This window comes from Allobosea sp., assembly GCF_048595345.1.
Lineage (GTDB): Bacteria > Pseudomonadota > Alphaproteobacteria > Rhizobiales > Beijerinckiaceae > Allobosea.
Window position 1 is genome coordinate 1 of the sequence record NZ_JBMDWH010000228.1, and the last position, 23739, is coordinate 23739.

General features: G+C 65.8%; 23 protein-coding genes and 1 pseudogene. 11 read left to right on the plus strand and 13 right to left on the minus strand.

Translation table 11 applies throughout. The features are described from left to right. Positions 1-138: 138 nt before the first annotated feature. Positions 139-423, plus strand: a pseudogene (locus ACOJTB_RS19980) (integrase core domain-containing protein); the annotation flags it as partial. A 122-nt stretch (positions 424-545) separates the two neighbouring features. Here the strand turns inward: ACOJTB_RS19980 and ACOJTB_RS19985 are convergent. Genes ACOJTB_RS19985 through ACOJTB_RS20040 form a run of 12 tightly spaced genes read right to left on the minus strand, consistent with a single transcriptional unit; the run spans position 546 to position 12190 of the window. After that, entirely contained in the window at positions 546-1343 is a 798-nt protein-coding gene (locus ACOJTB_RS19985; RefSeq protein ID WP_420104274.1) for an SDR family NAD(P)-dependent oxidoreductase, read from the minus strand. Positions 1344-1385: 42 nt separating this feature from the next. After that, positions 1386-2087, minus strand: coding sequence for an SDR family NAD(P)-dependent oxidoreductase (locus tag ACOJTB_RS19990; protein ID WP_420104275.1), 702 nt, complete (start codon positions 2085-2087; stop codon positions 1386-1388). Positions 2088-2089: 2 nt separating this feature from the next. Beyond that, entirely contained in the window at positions 2090-3160 is a 1071-nt protein-coding gene (locus tag ACOJTB_RS19995) for an ABC transporter substrate-binding protein (RefSeq protein WP_420104276.1), read from the minus strand. 42 nt (positions 3161-3202) lie between these two features. Then, the gene (locus ACOJTB_RS20000) at positions 3203-4009 is read right to left on the minus strand and encodes an amidohydrolase family protein (protein ID WP_420104277.1); all 807 of its coding nucleotides are present in this window, start codon (positions 4007-4009) and stop codon (positions 3203-3205) included. 53 nt (positions 4010-4062) lie between these two features. Beyond that, positions 4063-5130: an ABC transporter substrate-binding protein gene (locus tag ACOJTB_RS20005; RefSeq protein ID WP_420104278.1), complete on the minus strand. Its 1068-nt coding sequence runs from the start codon at positions 5128-5130 to the stop codon at positions 4063-4065. A 42-nt stretch (positions 5131-5172) separates the two neighbouring features. Next, positions 5173-6045 (minus strand): ABC transporter permease, encoded by an 873-nt coding sequence (locus ACOJTB_RS20010; protein WP_420104279.1) that lies wholly within the window; start codon positions 6043-6045, stop codon positions 5173-5175. Further along, positions 6045-6857 carry an ABC transporter ATP-binding protein gene (locus tag ACOJTB_RS20015; protein ID WP_420104280.1) on the minus strand — a complete coding sequence of 271 codons (813 nt, stop codon included), beginning with the start codon at positions 6855-6857 and terminating at the stop codon, positions 6045-6047. Before ACOJTB_RS20015 ends, ACOJTB_RS20010 begins: the two co-directional genes overlap by 1 nt. A gap of 29 nt (positions 6858-6886) precedes the next feature. Beyond that, a complete protein-coding gene (locus ACOJTB_RS20020; RefSeq protein ID WP_420104281.1) occupies positions 6887-8089 on the minus strand; it encodes a sialidase family protein in 1203 nt (400 codons plus the stop codon). Continuing rightward, the gene (locus tag ACOJTB_RS20025; protein ID WP_420104282.1) at positions 8089-9249 is read right to left on the minus strand and encodes an iron-containing alcohol dehydrogenase; all 1161 of its coding nucleotides are present in this window, start codon (positions 9247-9249) and stop codon (positions 8089-8091) included. Before ACOJTB_RS20025 ends, ACOJTB_RS20020 begins: the two co-directional genes overlap by 1 nt. 13 nt (positions 9250-9262) lie before the next feature. Beyond that, positions 9263-10303 carry a 4-hydroxythreonine-4-phosphate dehydrogenase PdxA gene (gene pdxA, locus ACOJTB_RS20030; RefSeq protein WP_420104283.1) on the minus strand — a complete coding sequence of 347 codons (1041 nt, stop codon included), beginning with the start codon at positions 10301-10303 and terminating at the stop codon, positions 9263-9265. Continuing rightward, positions 10300-11415, minus strand: a complete 1116-nt coding sequence (locus tag ACOJTB_RS20035; RefSeq protein ID WP_420104284.1) for a four-carbon acid sugar kinase family protein — start codon at positions 11413-11415, stop codon at positions 10300-10302. Before ACOJTB_RS20035 ends, pdxA begins: the two co-directional genes overlap by 4 nt. A gap of 7 nt (positions 11416-11422) precedes the next feature. Next, complete coding sequence (locus tag ACOJTB_RS20040; protein WP_420104285.1) at positions 11423-12190, minus strand: HpcH/HpaI aldolase family protein; 768 nt, start codon at positions 12188-12190, stop codon at positions 11423-11425. Between the two features lie 242 nt (positions 12191-12432). Between ACOJTB_RS20040 and ACOJTB_RS20045 the strand changes: the two genes are divergently transcribed. The 10 genes from ACOJTB_RS20045 to ACOJTB_RS20090 all read left to right on the plus strand — a co-directional run bounded on the left by ACOJTB_RS20045 (position 12433) and on the right by ACOJTB_RS20090 (position 22379). Continuing rightward, positions 12433-13164 carry a FadR/GntR family transcriptional regulator gene (locus ACOJTB_RS20045; protein WP_420104286.1) on the plus strand — a complete coding sequence of 244 codons (732 nt, stop codon included), beginning with the start codon at positions 12433-12435 and terminating at the stop codon, positions 13162-13164. A gap of 271 nt (positions 13165-13435) precedes the next feature. Beyond that, positions 13436-14515, plus strand: a complete 1080-nt coding sequence (locus ACOJTB_RS20050; RefSeq protein WP_420104287.1) for a LacI family DNA-binding transcriptional regulator — start codon at positions 13436-13438, stop codon at positions 14513-14515. A 118-nt stretch (positions 14516-14633) separates the two neighbouring features. Then, positions 14634-15788 (plus strand): extracellular solute-binding protein, encoded by a 1155-nt coding sequence (locus ACOJTB_RS20055; RefSeq protein ID WP_420104288.1) that lies wholly within the window; start codon positions 14634-14636, stop codon positions 15786-15788. Positions 15789-15804: 16 nt separating this feature from the next. After that, positions 15805-16653 carry a carbohydrate ABC transporter permease gene (locus ACOJTB_RS20060; protein WP_420104289.1) on the plus strand — a complete coding sequence of 283 codons (849 nt, stop codon included), beginning with the start codon at positions 15805-15807 and terminating at the stop codon, positions 16651-16653. Further along, positions 16650-17465, plus strand: coding sequence for a carbohydrate ABC transporter permease (locus ACOJTB_RS20065; RefSeq protein WP_420104290.1), 816 nt, complete (start codon positions 16650-16652; stop codon positions 17463-17465). Before ACOJTB_RS20060 ends, ACOJTB_RS20065 begins: the two co-directional genes overlap by 4 nt. A gap of 5 nt (positions 17466-17470) precedes the next feature. Further along, positions 17471-18538 carry an ABC transporter ATP-binding protein gene (locus ACOJTB_RS20070; protein WP_420104291.1) on the plus strand — a complete coding sequence of 356 codons (1068 nt, stop codon included), beginning with the start codon at positions 17471-17473 and terminating at the stop codon, positions 18536-18538. Beyond that, positions 18535-19791: an MGH1-like glycoside hydrolase domain-containing protein gene (locus ACOJTB_RS20075; protein WP_420104292.1), complete on the plus strand. Its 1257-nt coding sequence runs from the start codon at positions 18535-18537 to the stop codon at positions 19789-19791. Before ACOJTB_RS20070 ends, ACOJTB_RS20075 begins: the two co-directional genes overlap by 4 nt. Beyond that, a complete protein-coding gene (locus ACOJTB_RS20080) occupies positions 19788-20858 on the plus strand; it encodes an amidohydrolase family protein (protein ID WP_420104293.1) in 1071 nt (356 codons plus the stop codon). The genes ACOJTB_RS20075 and ACOJTB_RS20080 overlap by 4 nt, the downstream gene beginning before the upstream one ends. Further along, positions 20855-21961 (plus strand): amidohydrolase family protein, encoded by a 1107-nt coding sequence (locus tag ACOJTB_RS20085; protein WP_420104294.1) that lies wholly within the window; start codon positions 20855-20857, stop codon positions 21959-21961. The genes ACOJTB_RS20080 and ACOJTB_RS20085 overlap by 4 nt, the downstream gene beginning before the upstream one ends. A 1-nt stretch (position 21962) precedes the next feature. After that, a complete protein-coding gene (locus ACOJTB_RS20090; protein ID WP_420104295.1) occupies positions 21963-22379 on the plus strand; it encodes a Rieske (2Fe-2S) protein in 417 nt (138 codons plus the stop codon). Positions 22380-22837: 458 nt separating this feature from the next. Here ACOJTB_RS20090 and ACOJTB_RS20095 read toward each other — a convergent pair whose 3' ends face one another. Then, positions 22838-23599, minus strand: coding sequence for an SDR family oxidoreductase (locus ACOJTB_RS20095; RefSeq protein WP_420104296.1), 762 nt, complete (start codon positions 23597-23599; stop codon positions 22838-22840). Positions 23600-23739: the final 140 nt, after the last annotated feature.

The following is a 23739-nucleotide window of genomic DNA, read 5'->3' on the forward strand; positions in this document are numbered from 1 at the left end:
CAACAATCGCCGGCTGCTGGAGCCCATCGGCAACATCCCGCCGGCCGAGGCCGAGGAACGCTACTACGCGATGCTGGACGAACCAGCCATGGCAGCATGACTCAAACGAAACGGCCTCCGACAAACCCGGAGCGGTTCAAAGCGGTTAGGGACTGGATCGCAGCCGTCGGAGCGAAGACGGCCTTCATCGAGCCGGGCTCGCCGTGGGAAAATGGCTATTGCGAGAGCTTCAACGCGAAGCTCCGTGACGAGCTTCTGGACGGAGAGATCTTCTACAGCCTCTCCGAGGCGAAGATCGTCATCGAGAGCTGGCGCCAGCACTACAGCACCAGGCGCCCGCACTCTTCGCTCGGCTACAAGCCGCCAGCGCCTGCGACTATCATGCCGACGCCGAGCGTGGCCGTGAAGCCGACCATGCATTAGATTGAAACCGAACCCCTCAATCGGGGCAGGCCAGTACATCATCGATGCGCGAAGAACGAGAGGCGCCACAAGCTGACCTCGGCGTTCCGCCCTAAAGCGGACATTCAGCGGCGGCGATCTCGCTATTCGTCAGCGAAGGCGGCCTGAAGGCGCGCCCTCGCATGTGCAATCCCGCCCGTCGTCAACCCCCCATCGGCTGTGACCTCACTGCCTGTCATGAAAGAGGCTTCGCTCGACGCCAGGAACAGCACGATGTTAGCGATCTCGTCTGGGCTGGACTCGCGCCCCATCGGTATCACAGCGCGGTTCGCCTCCATGTGCCCCTTCGGCGCAGCGAAGGTCAGTGGAGTTGCGATCATCGCCGGATGAACGGAGTTCACGCGAATACCGTCAGCGCTCAGTTCCAGCGCTGCGGATTTGGTCAGTCCGCGGACGGCCCATTTGCTCGCTGTATAGGACGGGTCGCCATGCGCGATGATGCCGGCGGTCGACGAAATGTTGACGATCGCCGACGGCGCCTTGGCGGCAAGGAGTGGTCGGCAATGCTGCATGCCGAGGAACACGCCTGCGACGTTGATGCTCATGGCCCGGTCCCACTCGGCCTTCGAAGTCTGCGCAAGTGATTTCCGGATGATGATGCCGGCATTGTTCACGAGAATATCGAGACCGCCGTCCCGCGCGTTGAGCGTGGTAACGAGTTGACGCCAGTGGCTTTCATCCGAGACGTCGAGATGATGTGCCATTGCCGCCAGGCCTTCGGAGCGCAATTCTGCCGCAAGCTGGGCAGCCTCCTCGTCGAGAACGTCTGCGATGTGGACCTGGGCTCCGGCCTCGGCGAAGGACCGAGCAATTGCCGCGCCAAGGCCCCGGGCCGCACCGGTGACACAGACCGAGCGGCCCTGAAATCTTTTGCTAGTCATTGCAGTGTTCCGAGACGTAGTGTCGGCTCTGGCCCGCGCTGTTCAAAGCGACGCGCCGCCGCAGACGATGATCTGCTGGCCGGTGATGCTGGCGGCGCCTTCAGACAGCAGGAATGCCGTCGTCGCTGCGATCTCCTCGGGTTTCACCAGCCGCCCGATCGGCGGCATCTTCGGCGCGACCGAGGCGCGCCTGGGATCGCGCAGCATCGGCGTGTCGGTCGCGCCCGGCGCGACGACATTCACGGTGATCTGCCGCGGCGCGAGCTCAATGGCGAAGGAGCGCGCCATGCCGACGACAGCGGCCTTGGTCGCGGCATATTGCGCGCGCCCGGGCGAACCCGCAGCCGTGCGGCTGCCGAGCAGGACGATGCGCGCCCCGTCGGGAAGCGATGGCACCAGTGCTTCGACGATCTGCTCGGCGGCATCGACATGCAGCCGCCACATCTCGCGGCCGTTCTCGGGGTCGAGCTCGCCCAGCCGGCCGACACGGAGGATGCCGGCGGCGTGGACGATGGCGTCCAGCGGTTCAACCTCGCTCAGAACGGCGGCAAGCGCCGCCCGGTCCGAGAGGTCGACCGCCTTGTGGGTCAGCCCGCCCGCCTCGAAGACCGGCTTGCTGCGGCTGAGGCCGACGACGAGCCAGCCGTCGGCGAGCAGGCGTTGCGCGATCGCCTCCCCGATGCCGGAACTCACGCCGGTGACGAGCGCGCGTTTGGCGCGCCCGGCTTCTCGATTAATGGTCATGCCTAACCCACGTAAGCCCGTGCTTGCGCGCGGATCTGCTCGGCATCGAACTTGTTGATCTCCTCGATCAGGTCGTTGGTATAAATCTTCGAGAAATCCTTGATGTCCCAGCCGTTCATCTGCGCTTCGGTGGCGAACTCCTCCTCGCGGATGGCGCCCATCTTGGTGCCCTGATAGGGAGGCTCGTAGAGCTTGATGCGGCGGCTGATCGCCTCAATCACCGACTTGACAGCCTGTTCGGCAGTGGAGCCGCGCGGCGCCGTCTCGGGATACATCTTGAGGAAGGCCTGCGCGCCCGCCGTCGGATTGGCGAGGAGGAAGACCGAGGCCTTCGCCACCGAGCGGCCATAGCCAATGAAGAGCGCCCGATCGGCGTCAATACGGGCGCGCTGCGCCATCAAAAACTGGCCGCCGATCATCGGAAGCTTGTCGGGGCGCGGCAGCATGTCGATCGCCATGCCCGCCGCCTCGATCTGGCCAAAGCCGGTGTCGTAGTAAGCCAGTGCATCGATCGCACCTCGGTCGAGCGCAACGCCGGCCGGAATGCCGTTGCCGACCGCCGTCCACTTGACGTCCTTTTCTGGGTCGAGTCCTAGACTCCTCAGGACGTTCTTGGTGACGGGGAACTCAGTGCCGGCGAAATCGGAGACGCCGATATTCTTCCCCTTGAGCTCAGTATAGCTCTTGATCGCGGCGCCCTTCTTGACCGCGATATCCCACTTATAGGGATAGGTATACTCGTAGAAATTGACAGCACCGCCCCACTCACCCTTGGAGAGGATCGGCAGTGCGGTCGAGGGCACGCCGATGCCGACATCGACGTCGCCCCGGTCGGTCGCGACCTGGACGTTGTTGTTGCCGCCCAGGGCCATGCCCTGGACCTTGAAGCCCTCGGTCGCGTTGTAGCCGAGCGTCTCGCCAATCAGCAGGTTGATCAGGTTCGGGCTGATCGCCTTCTGGCCGAAGCCGACTTTCAGGGTCTTGGCGCCCTGGGCGAAACCGGAGCGAGGCGCCATCGTCAAGGCTGCGGCGAAGGCGCTGCTCGCGAGGAGCCATTCTCTGCGTGTGATCATCGTTCTCTCTCCCTTGCTGAAAAAGGCCCGTTTCCCGGGCTATTACTGGAAGCCGTAGAGCTTTTCGGCGTTGCCTTTCAGGATCTGCAGGCGCACGGCCTCTTCGTCGAAAGTCCGGCAGAACTCCGCCAGGAGATCTCCCGTCTCCGGTACCGCGTCCATCAACGGATGTGGCCAATCCGTGCCCCACAGGCAGCGATCTGGCGCTGCGGCAGCGAAACGCCGTAAAAAGGACCTCATCCCACTGCCTTCCCCGCCCGGCGGGAGGCATCGATAGGCGATCAGCTTGATCCAGCCTCGCCCGCTTTCGAGCAGGTCCAGCATCGCCCGCATCGCAGGCTGGTCCTGCCCTTCGCGCGAGTCGATCCGTCCGCAATGATCGATCACGACATCGACCGGCAATTCACGCAGCAGGACCGCATGCGCGACGATTTGGTCCGGCCGAGCGTGGAACTGGAGATGCCATCCTAGGTCAGCGATCGCAAAGGCCCGCGCTTTGATGGTCGCCGCATCGATGCCGGCGTCCGAGATCGCGTTGACCCGGATGCCGCGCACTCCCTGCTCGTGGAGCCACCGCAGATCGTCCGGCGTTTCGGAGTCGTCAAGCACAGCGATACCGCGTGTCCGGTCCGCTCCAAGTACCTTGACCGCGGCGAGCATGGCGCTGTTATCGGCGCCGTAGCAGCCGCCCTGAACGACAACCATGCGCTCGACACCGAGCTTGTCGGCCATTTGTCGGTAGGCTTCCGGGGTCGCTTCCTCCGGCGCATAGGAGGGCGAGGCCGGCAGCGGAAAGCGGTCATATGGGCCGAAGACATGGAAATGCGTGTCGCAGATGCCGACATCCACCAGCCGGGTGCTGAGCGGCGTCCTCCGCGTTTCCATGTCGACGGCCCCGATGCTCATGCGTAGGCCAAGGCCTGCCGCTTGATCTCCTCCCGATCGAAGTTGTTGATCTCGTCGATCAAATCATTCGTCAGGAAGGCATCCAGCGAGCCGATCTGCATGCTGTTCATCTGCGCCTCGATCCGGAACTCCTCAGGATTGATGCTGCCGATCTTCGCGCCCTGATAAGGCGGCTCGTAGAGCTTGATGCGCCGGGCCGTGGCGACGAGAACCGACTTGATCGCGTCGTCCTCGCTGGATCCGCGCGGAGCCGCCTCCGGATACATCTTCAGAAAGGCGCGTGCGCCCGCGCGCGGGCTGGCGGCAAGGAACACCGAGGCCTTCGCGACCGACCGGCCATAGCCGACGATGAGGTCGCGATCCCTGGCGATGCGTTCGCGCAGTGCCATCAGGAATTGCCCGCCGACCATGGGGACGTTCTTCGGCAGCGGCAGTGTATTGAATGCAATGCCGGCGCCTTCGATCTGCCCGAAGCCGGTATCGTAATAGGCCAGCGCATCGACAGCGCCGCGGTCCAGGGCGACACCCGCGGCGACTCCAGTGCCGACCGCCGTCCATTTGACATCCCTGTCGGGGTCGAGGCCGAGGCTGCGCAGGACGTTCTTGGTGACGGGGAACGGAGTCTCCGCAAAATCGGGCACGCCGATATTTTTGCCCTTGAGCTCCTCATAGCTCGCGAGCGTCGAATCCGGCTTTACCGCCACGTCCCATTTGTAGGGGTAGGTGTACTGGTAGAAGTGGATCGCCTTGCCCCATTCACCCTTGGCCAGGATCGGCAAGGCGAAGGATGGAACACCGGTCGAGATGTCTGCATCGCCACGGTCGACCGCGATCTGGGCGTTCGAGACGCCGCCCACCGGCATGAACTGCGCCTTGAAGCCCTCGGCCGCATTGTAGCCGAGCCCTTCGCCGATCAGCAGGTTGACCAGGTTTGGGGCGATCGTCTTCTGGCCGATCGCGACCTTCACGGTGCGGGCCGGCTGGGCGAAGGCCGAGCGAACTGGCAGTGCCAGTGCTGCCGCGACGGCGCCGCTCGCCTGCAGCCATTGTCTGCGTGTAACCATGATTTCCTCCCGTTTTTTTGTCGTTGGATCAAGGTCGACGCGTTATTTGCGGCCGCGCTCGCCCCAGTGGACGATCTTCTTTTCCAGCCCGCGGACGATGCTGTGCAAAAGGATGCCCATTGCGCCGAGGATGACGAGCGCGGCGAAGACGCCTGCGACGTCGGTCACGGCCTGGGCCTGGGTTATGACAACGCCCATGCCCTGCTGCGCCCCGAGGAACTCGGCCACGATCGTGCCGAGCAGCGCGTAGACCACCGCCATGTCGAGCCCGGCGAAAATGAAGGGCGCGGCATTGGGCAACTTGACGATGCGATAGGTCTCGAAGCGCGAGGCGGAGAGCGAACGCATCAGGTCGATGCGCTCGGGCTCGACGGCGCGCAGCCCCGTGAAGCTGTTGATCAGCATCGGGAAGAAGGCGAGCAGCGACGATATCGCGATCTTCGAACCGTCGCCGAAGCCGAACCAGATCACCACCAGCGGCGCGATCGCCACCTTCGGTAGCGACTGCAGCGCGAAGGCATAGGGCATCAGCAGCTTTTCGATCAGCCGGCTCTCGGCCATCAGCGAGCCGAGGACGAGGCCCAGGCCCGATCCGATCGCAAGCCCGATCGCAGCGTTCTTAAGCGTGCCCCAGAGCGGCAGATAATAGCCGAGCGGGCTCGTCGGGTTGACCGCGATACCGGACCAGAGCGCGTTCCACACCGCCGTCGGGGCGGGTAGGATGTAGCTGGGCACATTGAGATACTTCACCGCCAGCGACCAGCCGCTGAACAGGATGACGAGGCCGATAAGCGTCACGACGGTACCATTGATGCCGTTACCGTCCTTGTGCTTGCCCGCGGCGGTCCTGGGCTTGGGCGCGGCTTTTTCGATCGCGACCGAATCCGCGACGATGGTGGTCTGAGCCTGGCTCATCACTCGTCTCCCTGAGCGTTCAGCAACCCGCGAATTTCCTTGGCGAGCTCGGGATAGACGGGGTGGCTGATGATGGTGTCGTTGGAGCGCGGGCGCGGGATCGGCACCTCCAGCTCGCGGATGACGCGGCCCGGGCGGGCCGACATCACCACGACGCGGTCGGCGAGGAAGATCGCTTCCGAGATCGAGTGCGTGATCAGCATCACGGTCTTGCGGCTGGCCTGCCAGATGCGCTGCAGCTCGAGGTTCATGCGCTCGCGGGTCAGCGCATCGAGCGCGCCGAAGGGCTCGTCCATCAGCAGGACGCGGGGGCTGCGCACCAGCGCGCGGCAGATTCCAGCGCGCTGCTGCATGCCGCCCGAGAGTTCGTAGGGAAAGCGCTCGCCGAAATCCCTCAGGCCGGCGACGTCGAGCAGCCGGTCGATGTCCTCGGCCTGCCCGGTCTGCTTGCCGCCAACCCGCAACGGGAGCGCAACATTCTGCCGGACGGTGAGCCAGGGCAGCAAGTTCGCTGCCTGGAAGACCACGCCGACATCGCGAGAGGGACCGGTGATCGCCTTGCCGTCAAGCGCCGCTTCGCCGGTGTCGTAATCGTCGAGCCCGGCGAGGATGCGCAGCAGGGTCGACTTGCCGCAGCCCGACGGGCCGACGACGCAGACGAACTCGCCGTCCTTGATGTCGAGATCGATGTTCGACAGCGCATGAACGCTGCCACCGGCATAAGTCTTGTCGAGCCCGCGGATGCTGATGAGATCGCGCGGTGTCTGTGCCTTGGCATCCGCTATCGGATGGACCTGAGCGAGAGCAGCCATGGGGGGTCTCCCTGTTTATATTTTTTGGTTCAGCCGCGCTGCGCCCAGTCGGGCGAGACACGGACGTGTTTGATGGCGCGGCGCCAGTAGGTGAAGGCGATCTGGAGATCGCCGTCCGGCGTCTGGGTGATCGAGGGATAGGAGAACTCGCGGTTCAGCCCGTCCTTCGAGTTGTTGGTCATGCAGTAGCCGTCGCCGGTCTCTAGATTGCGCCGGGCTGGCCAGCTTCGGCCTCCGTCGGCGGAGATCGCGAGCGTCATCGGCGCGCGCGGCGCGCCCCAGAAAGCAGTCTTCTCGAAGACGGGCGCCGGCGCCGCGTTAGCGGAAGCCGGCTGGTCGTCCTCGATATCGTCATAGAGGCCGGTGCGGCGGTCAGTGGCATCCGCCTGGCTCGACGCGTTGAACACCAGCGCGATGCGGCCGTCAGCCAGCACGGTCGCCTGTACGGAAGAATTGTTGTTGGGGAGTTCGGTCGGCTCGGGCGTCGACCAGTTCCGGCCGTCGGTCGAGCGGCTTAGATAGATGGAATCCGCCCAGCGGCTGCGATAGAGCGCAACCAGCCCGTCCTTGGTCTTCAGCACGTTCATGTGCACGCAGCCGAGCGAGCCCGGCACGATATGCTCGGACCAAGTCCGGCCCTCGTCGGTCGAAACGCGCACTGCGCTGACGTCGCGGTCGCCGACCCATTTCTGGCCGGGCACGCTGACGCAATGGAAGACCGGGATCACCCAGGCACCGTCGTCGAGCACGACAGGCGGCTGGCGCACGAACAGGCCGTGGCCCTGCGGCGCCGGGAACAGGGTTTCGATCGGCCCCCAGCTCGCGCCGTGATCGTGCGAAACGCGCTTGCGGACCAGCGAGGTGTCCTGGTTGCCGGAAACCTGCGCGGTCCAGATCAGCCAGAGTTCGCCCTTGGGCGTGGTGAAGAGCACCGGATTCTGCTCGGAGCGGCCCGGATCGTCGGACAACTTTTCGGCAGGCGCCCAGCGATTGGAGCCCTTGGCCAACCGCGAGAAATAGACCGAGATGTCCGGGATGCCTTCCTGAGTGCCGCCAAACCAGACGCAGGCGAGATCGCCATTGCCAAGCACAGCGAGATTGGCCGCGTGATTCTGCACGCAAGGGGACGGCAGGTAAGCTTCGAAACGCGCAGGATCGCCCTCTCGCGGATGCACAACACCGGTTCGCTCCGCCAAGCCAGCGGGCTCTATCGTGGGTGAATGGGCGCCCATCAGTAGGCCTCCTCATAGATGGCGAGGATGTCCTCGCGCGAGATGTCGCGTGGATTGTTGTCGAGCAGGCGGCGGATGGCGTGCGCCTCGTTAGCCATGACCGGCAGGTCGTCGTGCGGGACATCGAGTACCGAGAGCTTCATCTCGCAGCCGAGATCGGCACAGTAGCGATATGCAGCCGCGCGAACCTCTTCCCCGCGGGAAGAAGCGGGAAGTCCGAGCGCCGCCAGAACGGCGGCCGTTTTTTCAGGCGCCACCGGCGCGTTGAACGCGAGCGTATGCGGGAAAATCAGCGCATTTGCCGCGCCATGGGCGATATGGTGGCGCGTGCCAAGCGGATAGGCGACCGCATGGCCAGATGTCGTGTTGACGGGCCCCAGGCAGTAGCCGCCATACAGCGAGGCGAGCGATAGCCCGGCGCGCGCCTCGATGTCCGAGCCGTCCTCAATTGCGCGAGCAAGAAAGCGGCCGACCAACCTGACGCCCTCAAGCGCATACATGTCGATCAGCGGATGCGCCTTCTTGCTGGTGAAGGCCTCGACGCAATGTGCCATGGCATCGACGCCGGTGGCAGCAGTCACAGCCGGTGGCACGGTTAGTGTCAGCGCCGGGTCAATGATCGCGATGTCGGCGAGCATGTGAAGGCTCTGGACCGCGAGCTTGTTCTGCGTTGCCGGGTCTGTGACGAGCGCGCGCGTGCCGGCCTCGCTGCCGGTACCGGAAGTGGTCGGCACCTGCATCAGTATCGCGCCCTTGCGCGCCACCTTCTCGGGGCCCACCACCTCCGCCAGGCTCTGCCCGCTGCCGGGGAGGACGGCGACGAGCTTCGCGAGATCCATGGCGCTGCCGCCGCCGAAGCCGATCACGAGATCGGGCTTCGCCTGGCGGGCAAGCATGAGTGCCGCTTCTAGATTGGGCACGTCCGGCTCGGGCCGGACATCGCCGAAGACGGTCACCTCACCTTCGAGCTCCAACACCTCGACGCGCTTGGCGTTGAAGGCGTCGGCGATGACGAGAATGCGCGAGAGATTCCGTGCTGCGGCCCAGCTACCCGCGAGGCGGGCGGTACCGGCGCCGAATTCGATGACGCGCGGACGCTGAAGTGTGATCGGCGTCGCGAGGCTCGCTGCTGCGAGAGATTGAGGCGCGTGGACGTTCATGGGACAGCCTCCCTTACGCTGCGGATCTGGCGGTGATGCCGCGCGCGGCGGCCAGTTTTTCGGCGTATTCGATGGCCTCGATCAGGCTGAGCTCGTTGGCGACGCCTTTGCCGGCGATGTCGAAGGCTGTGCCGTGGTCGACCGAGACGCGTACGATCGGGAGGCCGAGCGTGATGTTGACGCCCGAGAGCGCGTCCCACTTGCCTGTCTCGGGGTTTACGTTGAAGCCGAGCAGCTTCACCGGGATGTGCCCCTGATCGTGGTACATCGCGACCACGGCGTCGTACTGGCCAGCTCGGAGCTTTACGAAGACAGTGTCGCCCGGCACGGGACCGACCACGTCGAACCCGTCCGCCACGGCCTTGGCGATGGTCGGTGCGGAGACTTCGTCGTCTTCCCGGCCAAAGAGGCCGCCCTCGCCGGCATGGGGGTTAAGCGCGGCGATTGCGATCTTGCGGCGGCCGAGATTGAGCGCCTGGAGCGCGTCGTCAGTCCGCTCGATTACATAACGTAGGCGTTCTGGCGTCAGCTTGCTCGGCACATCCTTGAGCGCGACATGCGTAGTGACGTGGCTGACGCGCATGTTGCCATGGGCAAGCATCATCACGGAGCCCTTGGACTCGGTCAGCGTCGCCAGCATGTCGGTGTGCCCGGCGAATTTGTAGCCGGCCTTGTTCAGCGCTTCCTTGTTCAGTGGCGCGGTGACGATGCCCTGGATACGGCCGGCCTGCGCGAGGCGAACGCCCTTCTCGACGGCAAGATAGGCGAAGCGGCCGCCGTCGGACGACAGCACGCCCGGGCGGGTCGGCTCGCCCTCGGGGCCTGCCTGCAGGCAGGCGAGATTCGGCCAGACGTCATTCTCCGAGACCTCGGGAATCGCGATCTCGGCGCCGAGCATGCGGCGCGCTTCGAGCAGCGCGGGATTGCTGCCGATGACCAGCAGGCGCAGTTCTCCGCTTGCCAGCCTGTCCTTCAGCGCCAGGCAGGCCTTGACGATGATCTCCGGGCCGACGCCGGCGGGATCACCCATGGTGATGGCGAGATGGGGTTTCATGCTGCCGCTCCGGCAAGGGCCGCGGACGTGTCCGCGACGAGCTGTTTCAGGAGGTCGGGACCGCCGAAGGCCCCGGATTTGGAGACGATGGTGACACCGTCCCAGCGCCCGCCGCGCAGGATCGAGCGGGGCACGCCGGGCATGATGTCGCCGACGACGTCGAGGCGGTCGGCACCGAGCGCCTCGCAGAGGCCACGAAGCGTCTCGCCGCCGGCCGCGACGAGCGTGCCTGGCCGGCCGAGCGTGGCGAGGAGATCGGCAAAACGGCTTTCGATCATGGCCGCTGCCGCGCGACGCGACGTGCCGGCGGGCAGATCGACGCTGACGAAGACGGCGCCGTCCGCGGCAAGACGTCGGCCGAGATCAGCGCCGAAGCCCGACGCATCGAGCAGGAGATGGAGTGGGCCGAGGCGAGCGAGCTGCGTCCGGATGACGTTATGCTCCGAGCCGATCAGCCCGAGAATCGGCCGGGGCAAGACTTCGGCATCCGCCGCGCCTTCAACCTCGGCCGCACGCGCCAGGGCGGCGGCGAGCCCGGCGCTGCCGACCCATAGAACATCCCCGAGAGGCGCCGCCGCAGCGACGATTGCATCGAGCTCCGCATCGCTTTCCGCGTCCCAGAGGCTGACGCCATCCGGCACCTGCTCTACCGAGCGGCATTTCGCGACCCGAAGGCCGGCACGCTCCAGATCGGCGGCGAGATCGACCGGCACGGGCCGATCGCCACCGGCTTCTTGGACGTGCTGCCGGCCGTCGCGGGTGATCCGCCGCTGCGCCGGAAAGGCCGGGGCGATGATGCAGTGCCGGGCAGGCACGAACGCAAGGATCGCCGCGATCTCTGCCGCCTCCTGGCCGCGCAGCAGGCTGTCGATCTTCTTGAAGGCGAGGCCGGAGCCTGGCGCCCAGAGCTGGCGTGCCACGGCTGCGACGGCCGTCTTCGCCTCATCGGCCGAAGCCTCGCGCGTGCGGCTGTCGAGCGCGACAGCGCCCGTTTCCGGGACCTGGCCGCGCCAGCCCACAGCTACCGGCTCGGCCGACGAGGCGAAGGCGGCCGCACTGTCGAGTGCGCCCGTCAGGTCGTCGGCGAGCAGACGCAGGGGCTGCCGGCGCATCGCCATCTCAGCCGCCCTTGACCGTTGCGAGGAGGGAGCGGGCGCCGCGCGCGACGATTGTCGTGTCATTGGCGACGCCGACGAAATCGATGCCTTGAGCGACACGACGAATGGCCTCGCCTTCGTTGTTGGTGAGATAGCCCGCGGGCTTGCCGATCGCCTTGAGGCGCTTGAAGCCGTCGTCGATTGCAGCCTGGACTTCCGGGGCTTGCGTATTGCCGAGATGCCCCATCGAGGCGGCAAGGTCCGCCGGGCCGATGAAGACCGCGTCGACGCCCTCGACATTGGCGATCTCCTCGATCTGCGCCAGTGCCTCGGCCGTCTCGATCTGCACGATGACGCAGATCTCCTTCTGGACCTTGGCAAAATAATCGGGGATCAGCCCATAGGCCGCCGCCCGCGACGAGCCGGAGACGCCACGCACGCCGTGAGGCGGATAGCGGGTATAGCTCACGGCGCGAGCCGCCTCCTCGGCGTCCTGCACGTAGGGGAACAGCAGCGTCTGCGCCCCGAAATCCAGCCAGCGCTTGACCATGACCATATCGTTCCAGGCAGGCCGCACGATCGGCTCGGCCGGCAGCGCAGCCATGACCTGCAGCTGCGCGACGATTTCGGATGGCTCGTTGGGGCTGTGCTCGGTGTCCAGGAGAAGCCAGTCGAAGCCGAGCTGGGCGAACATCTCGGTCAACGCGGGGCTTGCGAAGGTCGAGAAGATGCCGAGCTGCTGCCGGCCTCCGAGATCGCGCTTGAAACGGTTCGTCCTGACGTCTGCCATCATCCACCTGCTCGTTTCGACCGAAAGCAGCGATGATTGACGACCGACGTTTGAATGTCGGCCTGTCCAACGTGGGACGCTTCCTCATCGCTAGCCTCTACGGGCCTTGACGCTATCGAACTCCAGCTGAAGCAAGATGTCAATATGTTGTAATTTAACCCTCTCGATCAGCCGATAGCGGCTGTTTCCTGAGCTCTTAAGCGCCCCGTTGACTGAGTTGTAAAATGTTGTAATCTCGCTGCATGGATGATCGTATCAGCAGCCCGATGCACCCACCGTCGCCCCTTGTGCAGCGCGTGCACCATCAATTGCGGGCCCGCATCGCATCAGGGGAATATGCGGCGAATTCCCGTTTACCAGGCGAGCACGATCTCGCAGCGCTCTACGGTGTGTCGCGCCCCATTGTCAGGGACGCTTTGCGGCGGCTGCGCGATGACGGGCTGATTTTCTCGCGCCAGGGCGCAGGTACCTACGTTCGCGGCGTCGAGCCTGAACAGGGTAACGCGCTGGCATTCGCACCGGTCGGCACCATCGCCGATGTGCAGCGATGCTACGAGTTTCGTCTGGAAGTAGAGCCTGCAAATGCTTTCTACGCGGCCAAGCGGCGGAATGACGCGGCAATTGCTGCCATCGAGAGCGCGCTGGAGCTTATGCGTGACACGACGCGCGCTCACGGCCATCGCGAAGATGCCGACTACGCTTTCCACATGGCTATCGCCGAGGCGTCGAACAACTACTTCTTTCTGTCGTCCATGCAGGCGCTAAGAGACCACATCAATGTTGGGATGAAGCTTCATGGCCTATCGCTGCTAGGCCCCGCAGGCGGCCTGGTTGGAGTCCTTGACGAGCATGACGCGATCTTTGCCGCGATACGCGATCGGAATGGCGAATTGGCTCGCGATGCTATGCGGCGACACATTCAAGGCTCTTGCGACCGCCTCTTCGAAGGCAGGATGCTCGACCTCTCACTTTAGGTCGCCTTTCACTTGCCGGAAGGGGACTGTTTGTCAGTTGGCTTCCAAACGGGATGGCGAGCTATAAAGATGCGCCGATTGCCGACATCGGGCCTTTGCCTGAAAGCCGACGTAACTTTGCCGCGCGGCAAACCTCATGCCGCCCTCTCGTGTGACCGCTGTAAAGCGAATTTTTCGCCCACCTTCGATTCCTAGCCCTGCTGTTGAAAGCCAAGCCCAACGATCTGGCCATTGATTGACGATCCGAAACGTTTCGGATTAGATTTTCAAGGTGTCGCTCTCAAAGCTCGCCAGCTCATTGGGCCTTTCCGTCACGACCGTCTCGCGGGCGCTGGGAGGCTTTAACGACGTCGCCGAAGCCACGCGAAGGCGGGTACTCGAAGAGGCCGAGCGGATCGGCTATCGTCCGAATGCGATGGCGCGCCGCCTGCGCGGCGGTCGCAGCGATGCGGTCGGCATCGTTCTGCCGACAGGCCCCGGGCAATTGGGCGAGCCCTTCTTCCTGCGGCTGATCGCGGCGATCGGCCCGCGGCTGGCGCAGGCCGGTCTGGACCTCATCGTCTCCAGCGCGCGTGGCGGGTTGGAGGAGCTGGCGCTCTATCGCCAATTTGTCGAGAACCGGCGCGTCGATGCGATGATCGTGGCGCGCACGCGGCTCGACGATGAGCGCGTGGCCTATCTGAGAGAATCCGGCCTGCCCTTCGTCACGCATGGCCGGACAGGTGCAGGCGGGCATGCCAGCGTCGACATCGACGGCGCTGCGGCCTTCGGGGACGCAACGCGCCGCCTGATCGATTTCGGCCATCGCCGCATCGGCTTCATCGGCGCCCCCCTCGATTACGGCTTCGGCTTCTTCCGCGAGGCCGGCTGGCGCGAGGCTGCAACACAGGCCGGGCTTCGGGCCGGCCCCTCCCGCTTCGCCGAGCCGAGCGAGGAGAACGGCTTCCGGCTGGCTCACGAGATCCTCGCCGGTCCCGAGAGGCCGACTGCCTTGCTCTGCGCCACCGACCGCCTGGCGGTCGGCGCCCTGCATGCGCTCGGAGACCTCGGTCTGCGCGCGGTTCATGACGTCTCGATCATCGGCTATGACAACTCACCGATCGCGAATTACGTGGCGACGCCGCTAACCAGCTTTGACCCCGATATCGAAGGCGCCGCATCGCGGATGCTCGACATGCTGTTGGCCCAGCTTGCCGGCCGCGACGGCGCGGCGATGGCCGAGCTGCGCAGCGCCACCCTCGTGCCCCGCCGGTCCGATGGCCCGGCTCCCACCGATTACGGCCACATTAAGAGCCGCAGCATCTCCAGGGAGGAGACATCCGATGGCGAAAGGCCCCAACACCCGGCTTAGGCGCACAACCGCCGGGGCTGTTATCACAGCTCTCGCTTGCGCTTGGCTGGCACAACCCGCGGCCGCTGAGGTCGTCTTCCTGTCAACGCAGCTGAGGCCTATCGAAGCGGCCCAGAAGATGCGCTCCGAGATCCTGAAGGATTTTCCCGGCGGGGCCGAGTTCGTCACCGAGCAGCCGCCGCAGCTCGGCGTGCATATCCGGGCCGAGCAGCAGGCCGGCAAGCCCGTCTCCAGCCTGATCGGCGCATTGCACGGCGAGCTGCAGCCGCTCGCGGCGGATTCGCTCGTGCCGCTCGACGACGTGCTCGACAAGCTGAAGGATCGCGGGCTCAACCCCGCCATGGTCGAAGCCGGCAAGCTCGGCACCGGCAAGCAGATGTTCATCCCCTGGATGCAGGCGACCTACATCATGGTCGCCAACAAGCAGGCGCTGCCCTTCCTGCCCGAGGGAGCGGACATCAACGCGCTGACCTATGACCAGCTCGCGAAATGGGGCGCGAACATCCAGGCGAAGACCGGCAAGCGCATGCTCGGTTTCCCGGCCGGGCCGAGCGGGCTCATGCACCGCTTCTTCGAGGGCTATCTCTACCCGTCCTATACCGGCGGGGTGGTGACGCCCTTCAAGTCGCCGGAAGCCGTGGCGATGTGGACGAAGTTCCGCGAGCTCTGGAAGACGGTCAATCCGAACTCCACCAATTACGGCTTCATGCAGGAGCCGCTTCTCTCCGGCGATGTCTGGGTCGCCTTCGACCACGTCGCGCGCCTGATCGATGCGCTCTCGCGCAAGCCGGACGACTTCGTCGCCTTCCCGGCGCCGTCCGGGCCAAAGGGACTGGGCTATATGCCGGTGGTTGCTGGCCTCGCCATCGCCAAGGGTGCGCCGCAAGCCGAACAGGCGAAGCAGCTGATCGAATACCTGACCCGTCCCGACATCCAGGTGAAGACCGCGAAAGCCGTCGCCTTCTTCCCCGTCGCCAAGGTCGATCTGCCAGCCGATATCGATCCCGGCCTGAAGCTTGAGATCGATGCGGTGCAGAAGATGACCAGCGCGCCGAACGCCCTTGTCAGCCTGCTGCCGGTCGGGCTCGACCAGCGCGGCGGCGAGTTCGACAAGGTCTATCTCGACACCTTCCAGCGCATCGTCCTGCGCGGCGAGGACCCCAAGGCCGCGCTCGACCGGCAGGGCGAGGCGCTGAAGCGGATCATCACCGAGACGAAGGCCGCCTGCTGGCTGCCCGACAAGCCGAGCGACGGCCCGTGTCCGATCCAGTGAGCCCAGGCCGGCGATCATGCGCGAGTCGAAAGCCCTGCCCTATCTGCTGATCGCGCCCTCGGCGCTCTTCCTGACGGGACTGTTCCTGATCCCGCTGGTGCAGACCGCCGTCCTGGCGTTTCAGCAGAGCGGTGCCTGGAGCCTGGGCAATTTTTCGCGCATGGCCGGCGACCTCAACTTTCAGGACGCGCTGGGGAACACCTTCAAGGTCGTGCTGCTCGCGGTACCGCTGCAATTGGCGCTCGCGCTCGGCATGACGATGATGCTGCGCAAGATCCAGCGCGGACGCGATCTCCTCGTCTGGGTCTGGTCGATTCCGCTCGGGATCTCCGATCTAGCGGCGGGCCTGGTCTGGCTCGCCATTCTGAACGATCAGGGCTGGTTCAATTCGGTGCTGTTTCGGCTGGGGCTGATCTCCCAGCCGCAGGCCTGGCTGACCTATGAGACGCCTGTCGCCCTGCTCGCCGCCATCGTCGTCGCCGAAATCTGGCGGGCGACGGCCATCGTCTTCGTCATCCTGCTCGCAGGGGTTCAGCTCCTACCGAAGGAATACGAGGAGGCGGCCGAGGTCTTCGGCGCGACGCCCTGGCAGCGCTTCGTCCGCATCACCTTGCCGCTGCTCAAGCCCTCCATCCAGACGGCGCTGATCCTGCGCACCGTGCTCGCCTTCGAGATGTTCGCGATGGCGCTCGCCCTCGGTGGCCGCAATTTTCCCGTCCTCGTCAGCGAGGCCTTCAACGCCCAGTATTTCAGCCAGGATTACGGGGTTGCGGCGGCCTATGCCGTCCTGGTGATGGCGATCTCGATCGCGGCGACACTGTTGTATCTCGTCGCCCTGCGCACGCCGGCGGAGCAGCGGGCATGACCGGCGCCAGCAGCCCAAACCGCGCCATGCTCTGGGCCGGCGTCGCCGTGCTCTGCGTCTGGACGCTCCTGCCGATCTATCTGCTCGCGCTGGGTGCGCTGGGTGGCCGCGAGATCGTCTCGCAATGGCCAAAGCCCTTCGCGCCATTCGACGCGAGCTTCGAGGCGCTGAAGACCTTCCTCGCCATCGAGGGCGTCTGGCGCGCGACCTGGGTCAGCATCCAGGCCGCCGCCATGACCACGGTGATGGCGCTCGCGCTCGGCGTGCCGGCCGGCTACGCGCTGGCACGCTTCCGGTTTCGGGGCGCGGGCGCCTATCGCGTGCTGATCCTGATGACGCGAGCCTTCCCCGTCGCGATCCTGGCGCTGCCGCTCACCGTCTCCTTCATCCGGCTCGGTGTCTACGACACGCCCTTCGGGGTGGCGCTGGTGCATGCCGTGCTGGCGACGCCCTTCGCCACTCTGGTCTGCGCCAGCCTGTTCATGGGCATCCCCCGGGAGCTGGAGGAGGCTGCCTGGGTCTTCGGCTGCTCGCGCTTCACCGGCTTCCTGCGCGTGGTGCTGCCGCTGGCCCTGCCGGGAATCGCGGCCGCGTCGATCTTTGCCTTCGTGCTGTCCTGGAACGAGGTCTTCGCGGCCTCGGTGCTGACCGTGAGGCAGCGCACGCTGACCGCCTATCTGCTCTCGGTGCTGTCCGAATCGCCGCTGCATCTGCAATTCGCCGGGGGGCTCGTGCTGATAGTGCCCTCCGTCCTGTTCATCTTCCTCGTCCGGCGTCGCCTCTTTGCGATGTGGGGCATCGGCAACCGGTAGGCGGCATGGCGACCATCACCATCGAACGCGTCGCGAAGCGATTCGGCGAGGTCACGGCCCTCGCGGAACTCGACCTGACCGTCGCAGACGGCGAGTTTCTGGCGCTGCTCGGCCCATCCGGCTGCGGCAAGACGACCTTGCTGCGGATCATCGCCGGGCTGGAAAGCCAGACCAGCGGGCGCGTGCTGATCGGCGGACGGGACGTCTCGGCCTTGCCGCCGCGCAAGCGCGGTCTCGCCATGGTGTTCCAGAACTACGCGGTGTTTCCGCATCTGACGGTCTACGAGAACGTCGCCTTCGGTCTCCGCATGGCCAAGGCCGACAAGGCGCGCATCGCCGCCCAGGTCGAGAAGACCGTGGCGCTCCTGCATATCGAGGCCTTGCTGAAGCGCCACCCGGCGCAGCTTTCCGGCGGCCAGCGCCAGCGCGTCGCGGTGGCACGGGCGCTCGCGGTCGAGCCGGCGGTGCTGCTGATGGACGAGCCGCTCTCCAATCTCGACGCGCTGCTGCGGCTGGAGATGCGCGCCGAGCTCAAGGCGGTGCTGAGCGGCGCGGGGACCACGACGATCTATGTGACGCACGACCAGACCGAGGCGATGGGCCTGGCCGACCGCATCGCGGTGATGCATGGCGGGCGCATCGAACAGATCGGCACGCCCTCCGACATCTATGACCGGCCCGCAACCCGCTTCGTCGGCGGCTTCGTCGGCAGCCCGCCGATGAACTTCCTCGAACTCCCCGTGCGAAATGGTCAGGTCGATCTCGGCGGGCTCGCCTTACCGGTGCCGCCTGGCACCGTCGACAGGGTCGTGCTCGGGGTGCGGGCGGAGGACGTCGCGCTGGCAGCGACAGATCAGAGTGCCTTCCCGTTCATCCTCAAGGTCGCGGAACTGCTCGGCCCGCAGGTCCTCCTGACGGGGACTGCGGCCGGTGGCCAGCCGATGCGGGTGGTGATCTCGGCGGCCGGGCCGCTGCCGCCCCTCGTGCCCGGCAGCGAGATCGCGCTCAAGCCCGACCGCACGAGGCTGAGCTGGATGAGCGAAGCCGGGCACGCATTGGAGACCCGCTCATGAGCCGCATCGAGGCCGCCCGCGCCATCCTCGCCGCCAATGACCGAGGCGGCTATACGGTTCCCACCGACCGTCTCTATCCCTTCCAGTGGAACTGGGACTCCGCCTTCGTCGCGATGGGCTGGGCGACCTTCGACCTCGACCGGGCCTGGCGTGAGATCGAAAGACTGCTGGAAGGGCAATGGGAAGACGGCCTCATCCCGCAGATCGTCTTCCACGCGCCGTCCGACGACTATTTTCCCGGCCCCTCCGTCTGGGGTGTCACGCACGAACCGCCGACCTCCGGCATTCCCCAGCCGCCGGTCCTGGCGACTGCGGTGCGCTTCGTGTTGGAGCGGCATGGCGAGGCGGGAGCGGAGAGAGCCCGCGCCATCTATCCGAAACTCGTCTCGAACCACCTCTGGTGGCAGCGCGCCCGTGATCCGGAGGGATCCGGGCTGGTGGCGACCCTGCATCCCTGGGAAACCGGCATGGACAACAGTCCGGCCTGGGACGCCGCGCTGGAGCGCGTGCCGACCGAGACCGAGACGGAGATCAAGCGGCGCGACACCGGGCATATCGATCCGGCCTTTCGTCCGCGCGGCATCGAGTACCAGCGCTTCATCCATCTGGTCGACCTGTTCCGAAAGGCGGGCTGGGACGCGACGCGCATGCTCCAGCTCTCCCCTTTCAGGGTCGCCGATGTCGGCACCAATGCGATCCTGCTGCGGGCGGAACGGGACCTGCTGGTTCTGGCAGAACGCTTCGGCACACCGGAGGAGGGTGACACGATCGCTTCACGGATCACGCGCAAGGAGACCGTGATCGCGGGGTTGTGGGACGAGCCCCTCGGCCACTACCTCTCGCGCGATCTGATCGGCGGCAGCCTCATCCCCGTCAGGACCTCGGCGGGGTTCCTGCCGCTCTTCGCGGGATTGCACGATCATGCCGCCGCCCTCGCGGAACGGCTCGACGCTTGGCAGCGACGCGACATCGCGCTCGTTCCCTCGACCGACCCGGATGCCGCAATCTTCGAGCCGCAGCGCTACTGGCGCGGGCCGGTCTGGGCGGTGGTGAACTGGATGATCGCGCGCGGCCTGCGCGAGGCGGATCGTGACGCGACCGCCGAGGCCGTCGCATCCGACACGCGCCGGCTTATAGGGGACGCCGGTTTCAGCGAATATTTCAACCCGATCGACCGCGCCGGCATCGGCGGCGAGACCTTCTCCTGGACGGCGGCGATCGATCTGCTGCTCGGCGAGGAGGAGCAGGGATGAGTGGCCTTTCTCTCTGCGGCGTCGACTGCGACCTTCATCCCGCGGTGCCGGGCATCGCGGCGCTGATACCCTATCTCGACCCGCAATGGGCCGACGCGGTGGCGCAGCGCGGGGTGCATGATCTCGAACCGACGAGCTATCCGCTGCGTGCGCCTCTGACCTCGCGGCCGGACTGGCGGATCCCCGGTGCCAAGGCGGGCTCCAATCCCGAGCAGCTCTGCGCCCAGGCGCTCGACGGCTTCGGCAGCCGAGCCGGCATCCTGAACTGCCTCTATGCGGTCACGACGCTGTTCAGCGAGGACATGGCGGCTGCGTTCGCACGAGCGCTCAACGACTGGCTCGCCGCTGAATGGCTGGACAGGGACGCGCGGCTGCGCGCCTCGATCGTCGTGCCGATCCAGAGTCCGCAACTGGCAGCGGCCGAGATCGAGCGGCGCGCCGCCGACCGGCGCTTCGTCCAGGTGCTGCTGCCCTGCCTCGCCGACCAGCCCCTCGGCCGGCGCAGCCTGTGGCCGATCTACGAGGCGGCCGCGCGTCACGGCCTGCCGGTCGGCATCCATGCCGGCTCGACCTATCGCCATCCGGTGACGCCGGTGGGCTGGCCCTCCTATTTCACGGAGGATTACGTCAACCAAGCGCAGGGCTTCCAGACGCAGCTCACGAGCCTCGTCTGCGAGGGCGTGTTCTCGAAATTCCCGGCGCTCAAGGTCGTGCTGATCGAGTCGGGCTTCACCTGGCTGCCGTCCTATCTCTGGCGGCTGCACAAATACTGGCGCGGCCTGCGCATGGAGATTCCCTGGGTCGACCGCCCCCCGCCGGAGATCATCCGCGAGCAGGTGCGTTTCACGCTGCAGCCCGTCGATGCTCCCGTGGAGGGCGACGCGCTGCTGCGCATCCTCGACCAGGCGGGATCGGACGAGCTTCTCCTGTTCTCGACGGACTACCCCCATTGGCAGTTCGATGGGCAGGAAGCGCTGCCGCCGCTTTTGCCCGATAGCCTCAAGACTAGGATCCTGATCGACAATCCGCTCGCGACCTATCCCCGTCTCAAGGAGGATTTCGCATGAATCTGGAGCTGCCCACCCGCCCCAAGCCGGAATCGGCCATCGTCAGGCCGGTGATCGCCGATTGCGACATCCATCCCTGCCTGGCCAAGCCTTCGGACATCCTGCCCTATCTGCCGAAGCGCTGGCAGGAGCACGCCATGATCTATGGCATGCTGCCGCGCCACGGCTACCAGAGCGGCCCGGCCTATCCCAAGGGCCAGCCGGATGCCGCGCGCCTCGATTCCTGGCCGCCGGACGGAAGGCCGGGTTCGGACCTCGGCTTCATGCAGGCGCAGCATCTCGATGCCAATCGCGTCGAGCTCGGGATCATGACGGTCATCGCCCCCGCCGCCGGCGCGGCACAGAACCTCGATTATTCGGCGGCGCTGTCGCGCGCGCTGAACGAGTGGCAGGTGGCGGAATGGACGAGCAAGGATTCGCGGCTGAAGGCCTCGATCGTCGTGCCCTACGAGGACGGGCCCGCCGCGGCGGCCGAGATCGACCACTGGGCCGGGCACGAGGCTTTCGTGCAGGTGCTGTTGCTCAGCCGCACGGCAGAGCCGCTCGGGCAACGTCGCTACTGGCCGATCTACGAGGCGGCGCAACGCGCGAAGCTGCCGATCGGCGTGCACGCCTTCGGCTATGGCGGCTACCCGGTCACGGCCGGAGGCTGGCCGTCCTATTACATCGAGGAGATGGTCGGCCATGCGCAGTGCTGCCAGTCGCTGCTGACCTCCATGGTGATCGAGGGCGTGTTCGAGCGCTATCCCGGCACGCGGATGGTGCTGATCGAGGCCGGGCTCGCCTGGCTTCCCTCGCTCTGCTGGCGGCTCGACAAGCACTGGTCGCGCCTGCGCGACGAGACCCCGCATCTGAAGCGCGCGCCGAGCGACTACATCCGCCAGCATGTCTGGATGACGACGCAGCCGATGGAAGAGCCGGAGAAGCGCAAGCATTTCCACGACATCGTCGAATGGATCGGCATCGACCGCCTGCTCTTCGCCACCGACTACCCGCATTGGGATTTCGACGATCCGCTCTGGGCCGTGCCGGTGAAGCTCGACGATGCGGCCCGCCAGGCGCTCTTCCTCGACAATGCCAAGGCGCTCTACGGGGGGAGCTGAGATGGCGAAGCACGTCATCGGCCCTGCCGCCGACCTGCCGCCCGGCGAACGGCTTGTCGCCGAGGTCGCCGGCCGCAAGATCGTGATCTTCAACCTCGAAGGCGAGTATTTCGGCCTGTTCAACCGCTGCCCGCATCAGGGCGGCGACCTCTGCCTCGGCCGCACCACAGGACTGGTCGAAGCCGACGCCGAGCCGGGGCAATACAGCTACAGCCGCCGCGGCGAGATTCTGCGCTGCCCCTGGCATGGCTGGGAGTTCGATATCCGCACCGGCAAATCGCGAGCCGAACCCGACAGGGTCCGCGCCAAGCGTTACGATGTCGAAGTCCGGCCTGGCAGAGACCTGTTCGATGGGCCGTATCAGGCTGAGCCTGTGCCGGTCAGGGTCGAAGAAAATTATATCGTCGTTGAAGCTTGACGGACGCATAGAGCGGACACTGCATCAGGGTTTTCGGCAATCGCAAGCTGCGCCACTTGCGGAAATTCAGCGCCTGCCGCAAAGCGGACTCCAGCTAGCAGTAGCGGCATTGCGCCTCCCGCGCTGGTTTACGGACAACGTCGTTTGCGACATCTGCCGACTGGCATGACGGCGAGCTACGCGCTCGGCCAAGCGGCAGCTTCGCAGGTAGCTTGAAGTCAGAAGCGACGACCCGAGCGTTATCCTCTAGCTCATCACAGGGACAGAGCTGCGATTGCGTAACTGCCATACACCTTGACGGCGTTGCTGGACGGACACCCAGGTATCTTAACAGCCAATAGATGGTCTGTTTTTCGTTCAATTCGACCTAGTGAGCACTTAGTGCTGACGCCGAATTTGGCGACCTCCATGTTGATGGCGCGTGAGGTCGATTCGGCATGATGCAGCGGGCCGCACCCTCACCCTCGCCCGACGAAAGGCGCCTTCGTGGCCATCACCGTGACGAACAGAACATTCGCTTCTGGCGGCAGCGAGGCCATGTGCAGCACGGTCGTCGCGACATGGTCGACATCCATCACTGCCTCGACCTTGTCCGAACCGTCCGCCTGCGGCACGCCGGTCGTCATCTTGCGGGCCATCTCGGTCAGGGCATTGCCGATATCGACCTGCCCGACGGCGATGTCGTATTTGCGCCCGTCGAGCGAGGCGGTCTTGGTCAGGCCGGTAATGGCGTGCTTGGTCGCGGTGTAGGCGGCCGAGTTCGGCCGCGGTGCCTGCGCCGAGATCGAGCCGTTGTTGATGATGCGCCCGCCCTGCGGGCTCTGCGCCTTCATCGTCCGGAACGCCTCCTGCGTGCAGAGGAACGGGCCGGTGAGATTGGTGTCGACGACCTTCTGCCAGTCCTCCAGCGAGAGGTCCTCCAGCAGCACCCCGCCCGGAGCGTTGACGCCGGCATTGTTGAACAGCACGTCGACCCGCCCGAAGGCCTCGACCGTCTTCGCGAACAGGGTATCGACCGAGGCCTTGTCGGTCACGTTGGTCGGCACCGCGAGCGCCTTGTCCTTGCTCGCCCCCGCAAGCGCGATCGTCTCCTCCAGCGCATCCGCCCGACGCCCGGCCAGCACGACCCGATAGCCGTCCTTCAGGAAAGCGGCGGCCACCGCCCGCCCCACGCCCGATCCGGCACCGGTGATGATCGCGACCTTCTCCTGCCCAGCCATGCGTTCCCCGCTCAGCCTGCCAGAATGGTTGAAGGAGACGGGTAACGCCGGATCGCGACGAGCACTGTCCCGAGTGATCTCGTACCCATCGATATGGACCATCGCCGCCGCTGCCGGGAGCGACGCGCGATGACCCGGCC

Excerpts from the sequence above, each read along its gene's own strand:
- ACOJTB_RS19985 (WP_420104274.1), bottom strand. The coding sequence starts at position 1,343 with ATGACTAGCAAAAGATTTCAGGGCCGCTCGGTCTGTGTCACCGGTGCG.
- ACOJTB_RS19990 (WP_420104275.1), bottom strand. The coding sequence starts at position 2,087 with ATGACCATTAATCGAGAAGCCGGGCGCGCCAAACGCGCGCTCGTCACC.
- ACOJTB_RS19995 (WP_420104276.1), bottom strand. The coding sequence starts at position 3,160 with ATGATCACACGCAGAGAATGGCTCCTCGCGAGCAGCGCCTTCGCCGCA.
- ACOJTB_RS20005 (WP_420104278.1), bottom strand. The coding sequence starts at position 5,130 with ATGGTTACACGCAGACAATGGCTGCAGGCGAGCGGCGCCGTCGCGGCA.
- ACOJTB_RS20010 (WP_420104279.1), bottom strand. The coding sequence starts at position 6,045 with ATGAGCCAGGCTCAGACCACCATCGTCGCGGATTCGGTCGCGATCGAA.
- ACOJTB_RS20015 (WP_420104280.1), bottom strand. The coding sequence starts at position 6,857 with ATGGCTGCTCTCGCTCAGGTCCATCCGATAGCGGATGCCAAGGCACAG.
- ACOJTB_RS20020 (WP_420104281.1), bottom strand. The coding sequence starts at position 8,089 with ATGGGCGCCCATTCACCCACGATAGAGCCCGCTGGCTTGGCGGAGCGA.
- ACOJTB_RS20025 (WP_420104282.1), bottom strand. The coding sequence starts at position 9,249 with ATGAACGTCCACGCGCCTCAATCTCTCGCAGCAGCGAGCCTCGCGACG.
- pdxA (WP_420104283.1), bottom strand. The coding sequence starts at position 10,303 with ATGAAACCCCATCTCGCCATCACCATGGGTGATCCCGCCGGCGTCGGC.
- ACOJTB_RS20035 (WP_420104284.1), bottom strand. The coding sequence starts at position 11,415 with ATGCGCCGGCAGCCCCTGCGTCTGCTCGCCGACGACCTGACGGGCGCA.
- ACOJTB_RS20040 (WP_420104285.1), bottom strand. The coding sequence starts at position 12,190 with ATGGCAGACGTCAGGACGAACCGTTTCAAGCGCGATCTCGGAGGCCGG.
- ACOJTB_RS20045 (WP_420104286.1), top strand. The coding sequence starts at position 12,433 with ATGGATGATCGTATCAGCAGCCCGATGCACCCACCGTCGCCCCTTGTG.
- ACOJTB_RS20055 (WP_420104288.1), top strand. The coding sequence starts at position 14,634 with ATGCGCTCCGAGATCCTGAAGGATTTTCCCGGCGGGGCCGAGTTCGTC.
- ACOJTB_RS20060 (WP_420104289.1), top strand. The coding sequence starts at position 15,805 with ATGCGCGAGTCGAAAGCCCTGCCCTATCTGCTGATCGCGCCCTCGGCG.
- ACOJTB_RS20065 (WP_420104290.1), top strand. The coding sequence starts at position 16,650 with ATGACCGGCGCCAGCAGCCCAAACCGCGCCATGCTCTGGGCCGGCGTC.
- ACOJTB_RS20070 (WP_420104291.1), top strand. The coding sequence starts at position 17,471 with ATGGCGACCATCACCATCGAACGCGTCGCGAAGCGATTCGGCGAGGTC.
- ACOJTB_RS20075 (WP_420104292.1), top strand. The coding sequence starts at position 18,535 with ATGAGCCGCATCGAGGCCGCCCGCGCCATCCTCGCCGCCAATGACCGA.
- ACOJTB_RS20080 (WP_420104293.1), top strand. The coding sequence starts at position 19,788 with ATGAGTGGCCTTTCTCTCTGCGGCGTCGACTGCGACCTTCATCCCGCG.
- ACOJTB_RS20085 (WP_420104294.1), top strand. The coding sequence starts at position 20,855 with ATGAATCTGGAGCTGCCCACCCGCCCCAAGCCGGAATCGGCCATCGTC.
- ACOJTB_RS20090 (WP_420104295.1), top strand. The coding sequence starts at position 21,963 with ATGGCGAAGCACGTCATCGGCCCTGCCGCCGACCTGCCGCCCGGCGAA.
- ACOJTB_RS20095 (WP_420104296.1), bottom strand. The coding sequence starts at position 23,599 with ATGGCTGGGCAGGAGAAGGTCGCGATCATCACCGGTGCCGGATCGGGC.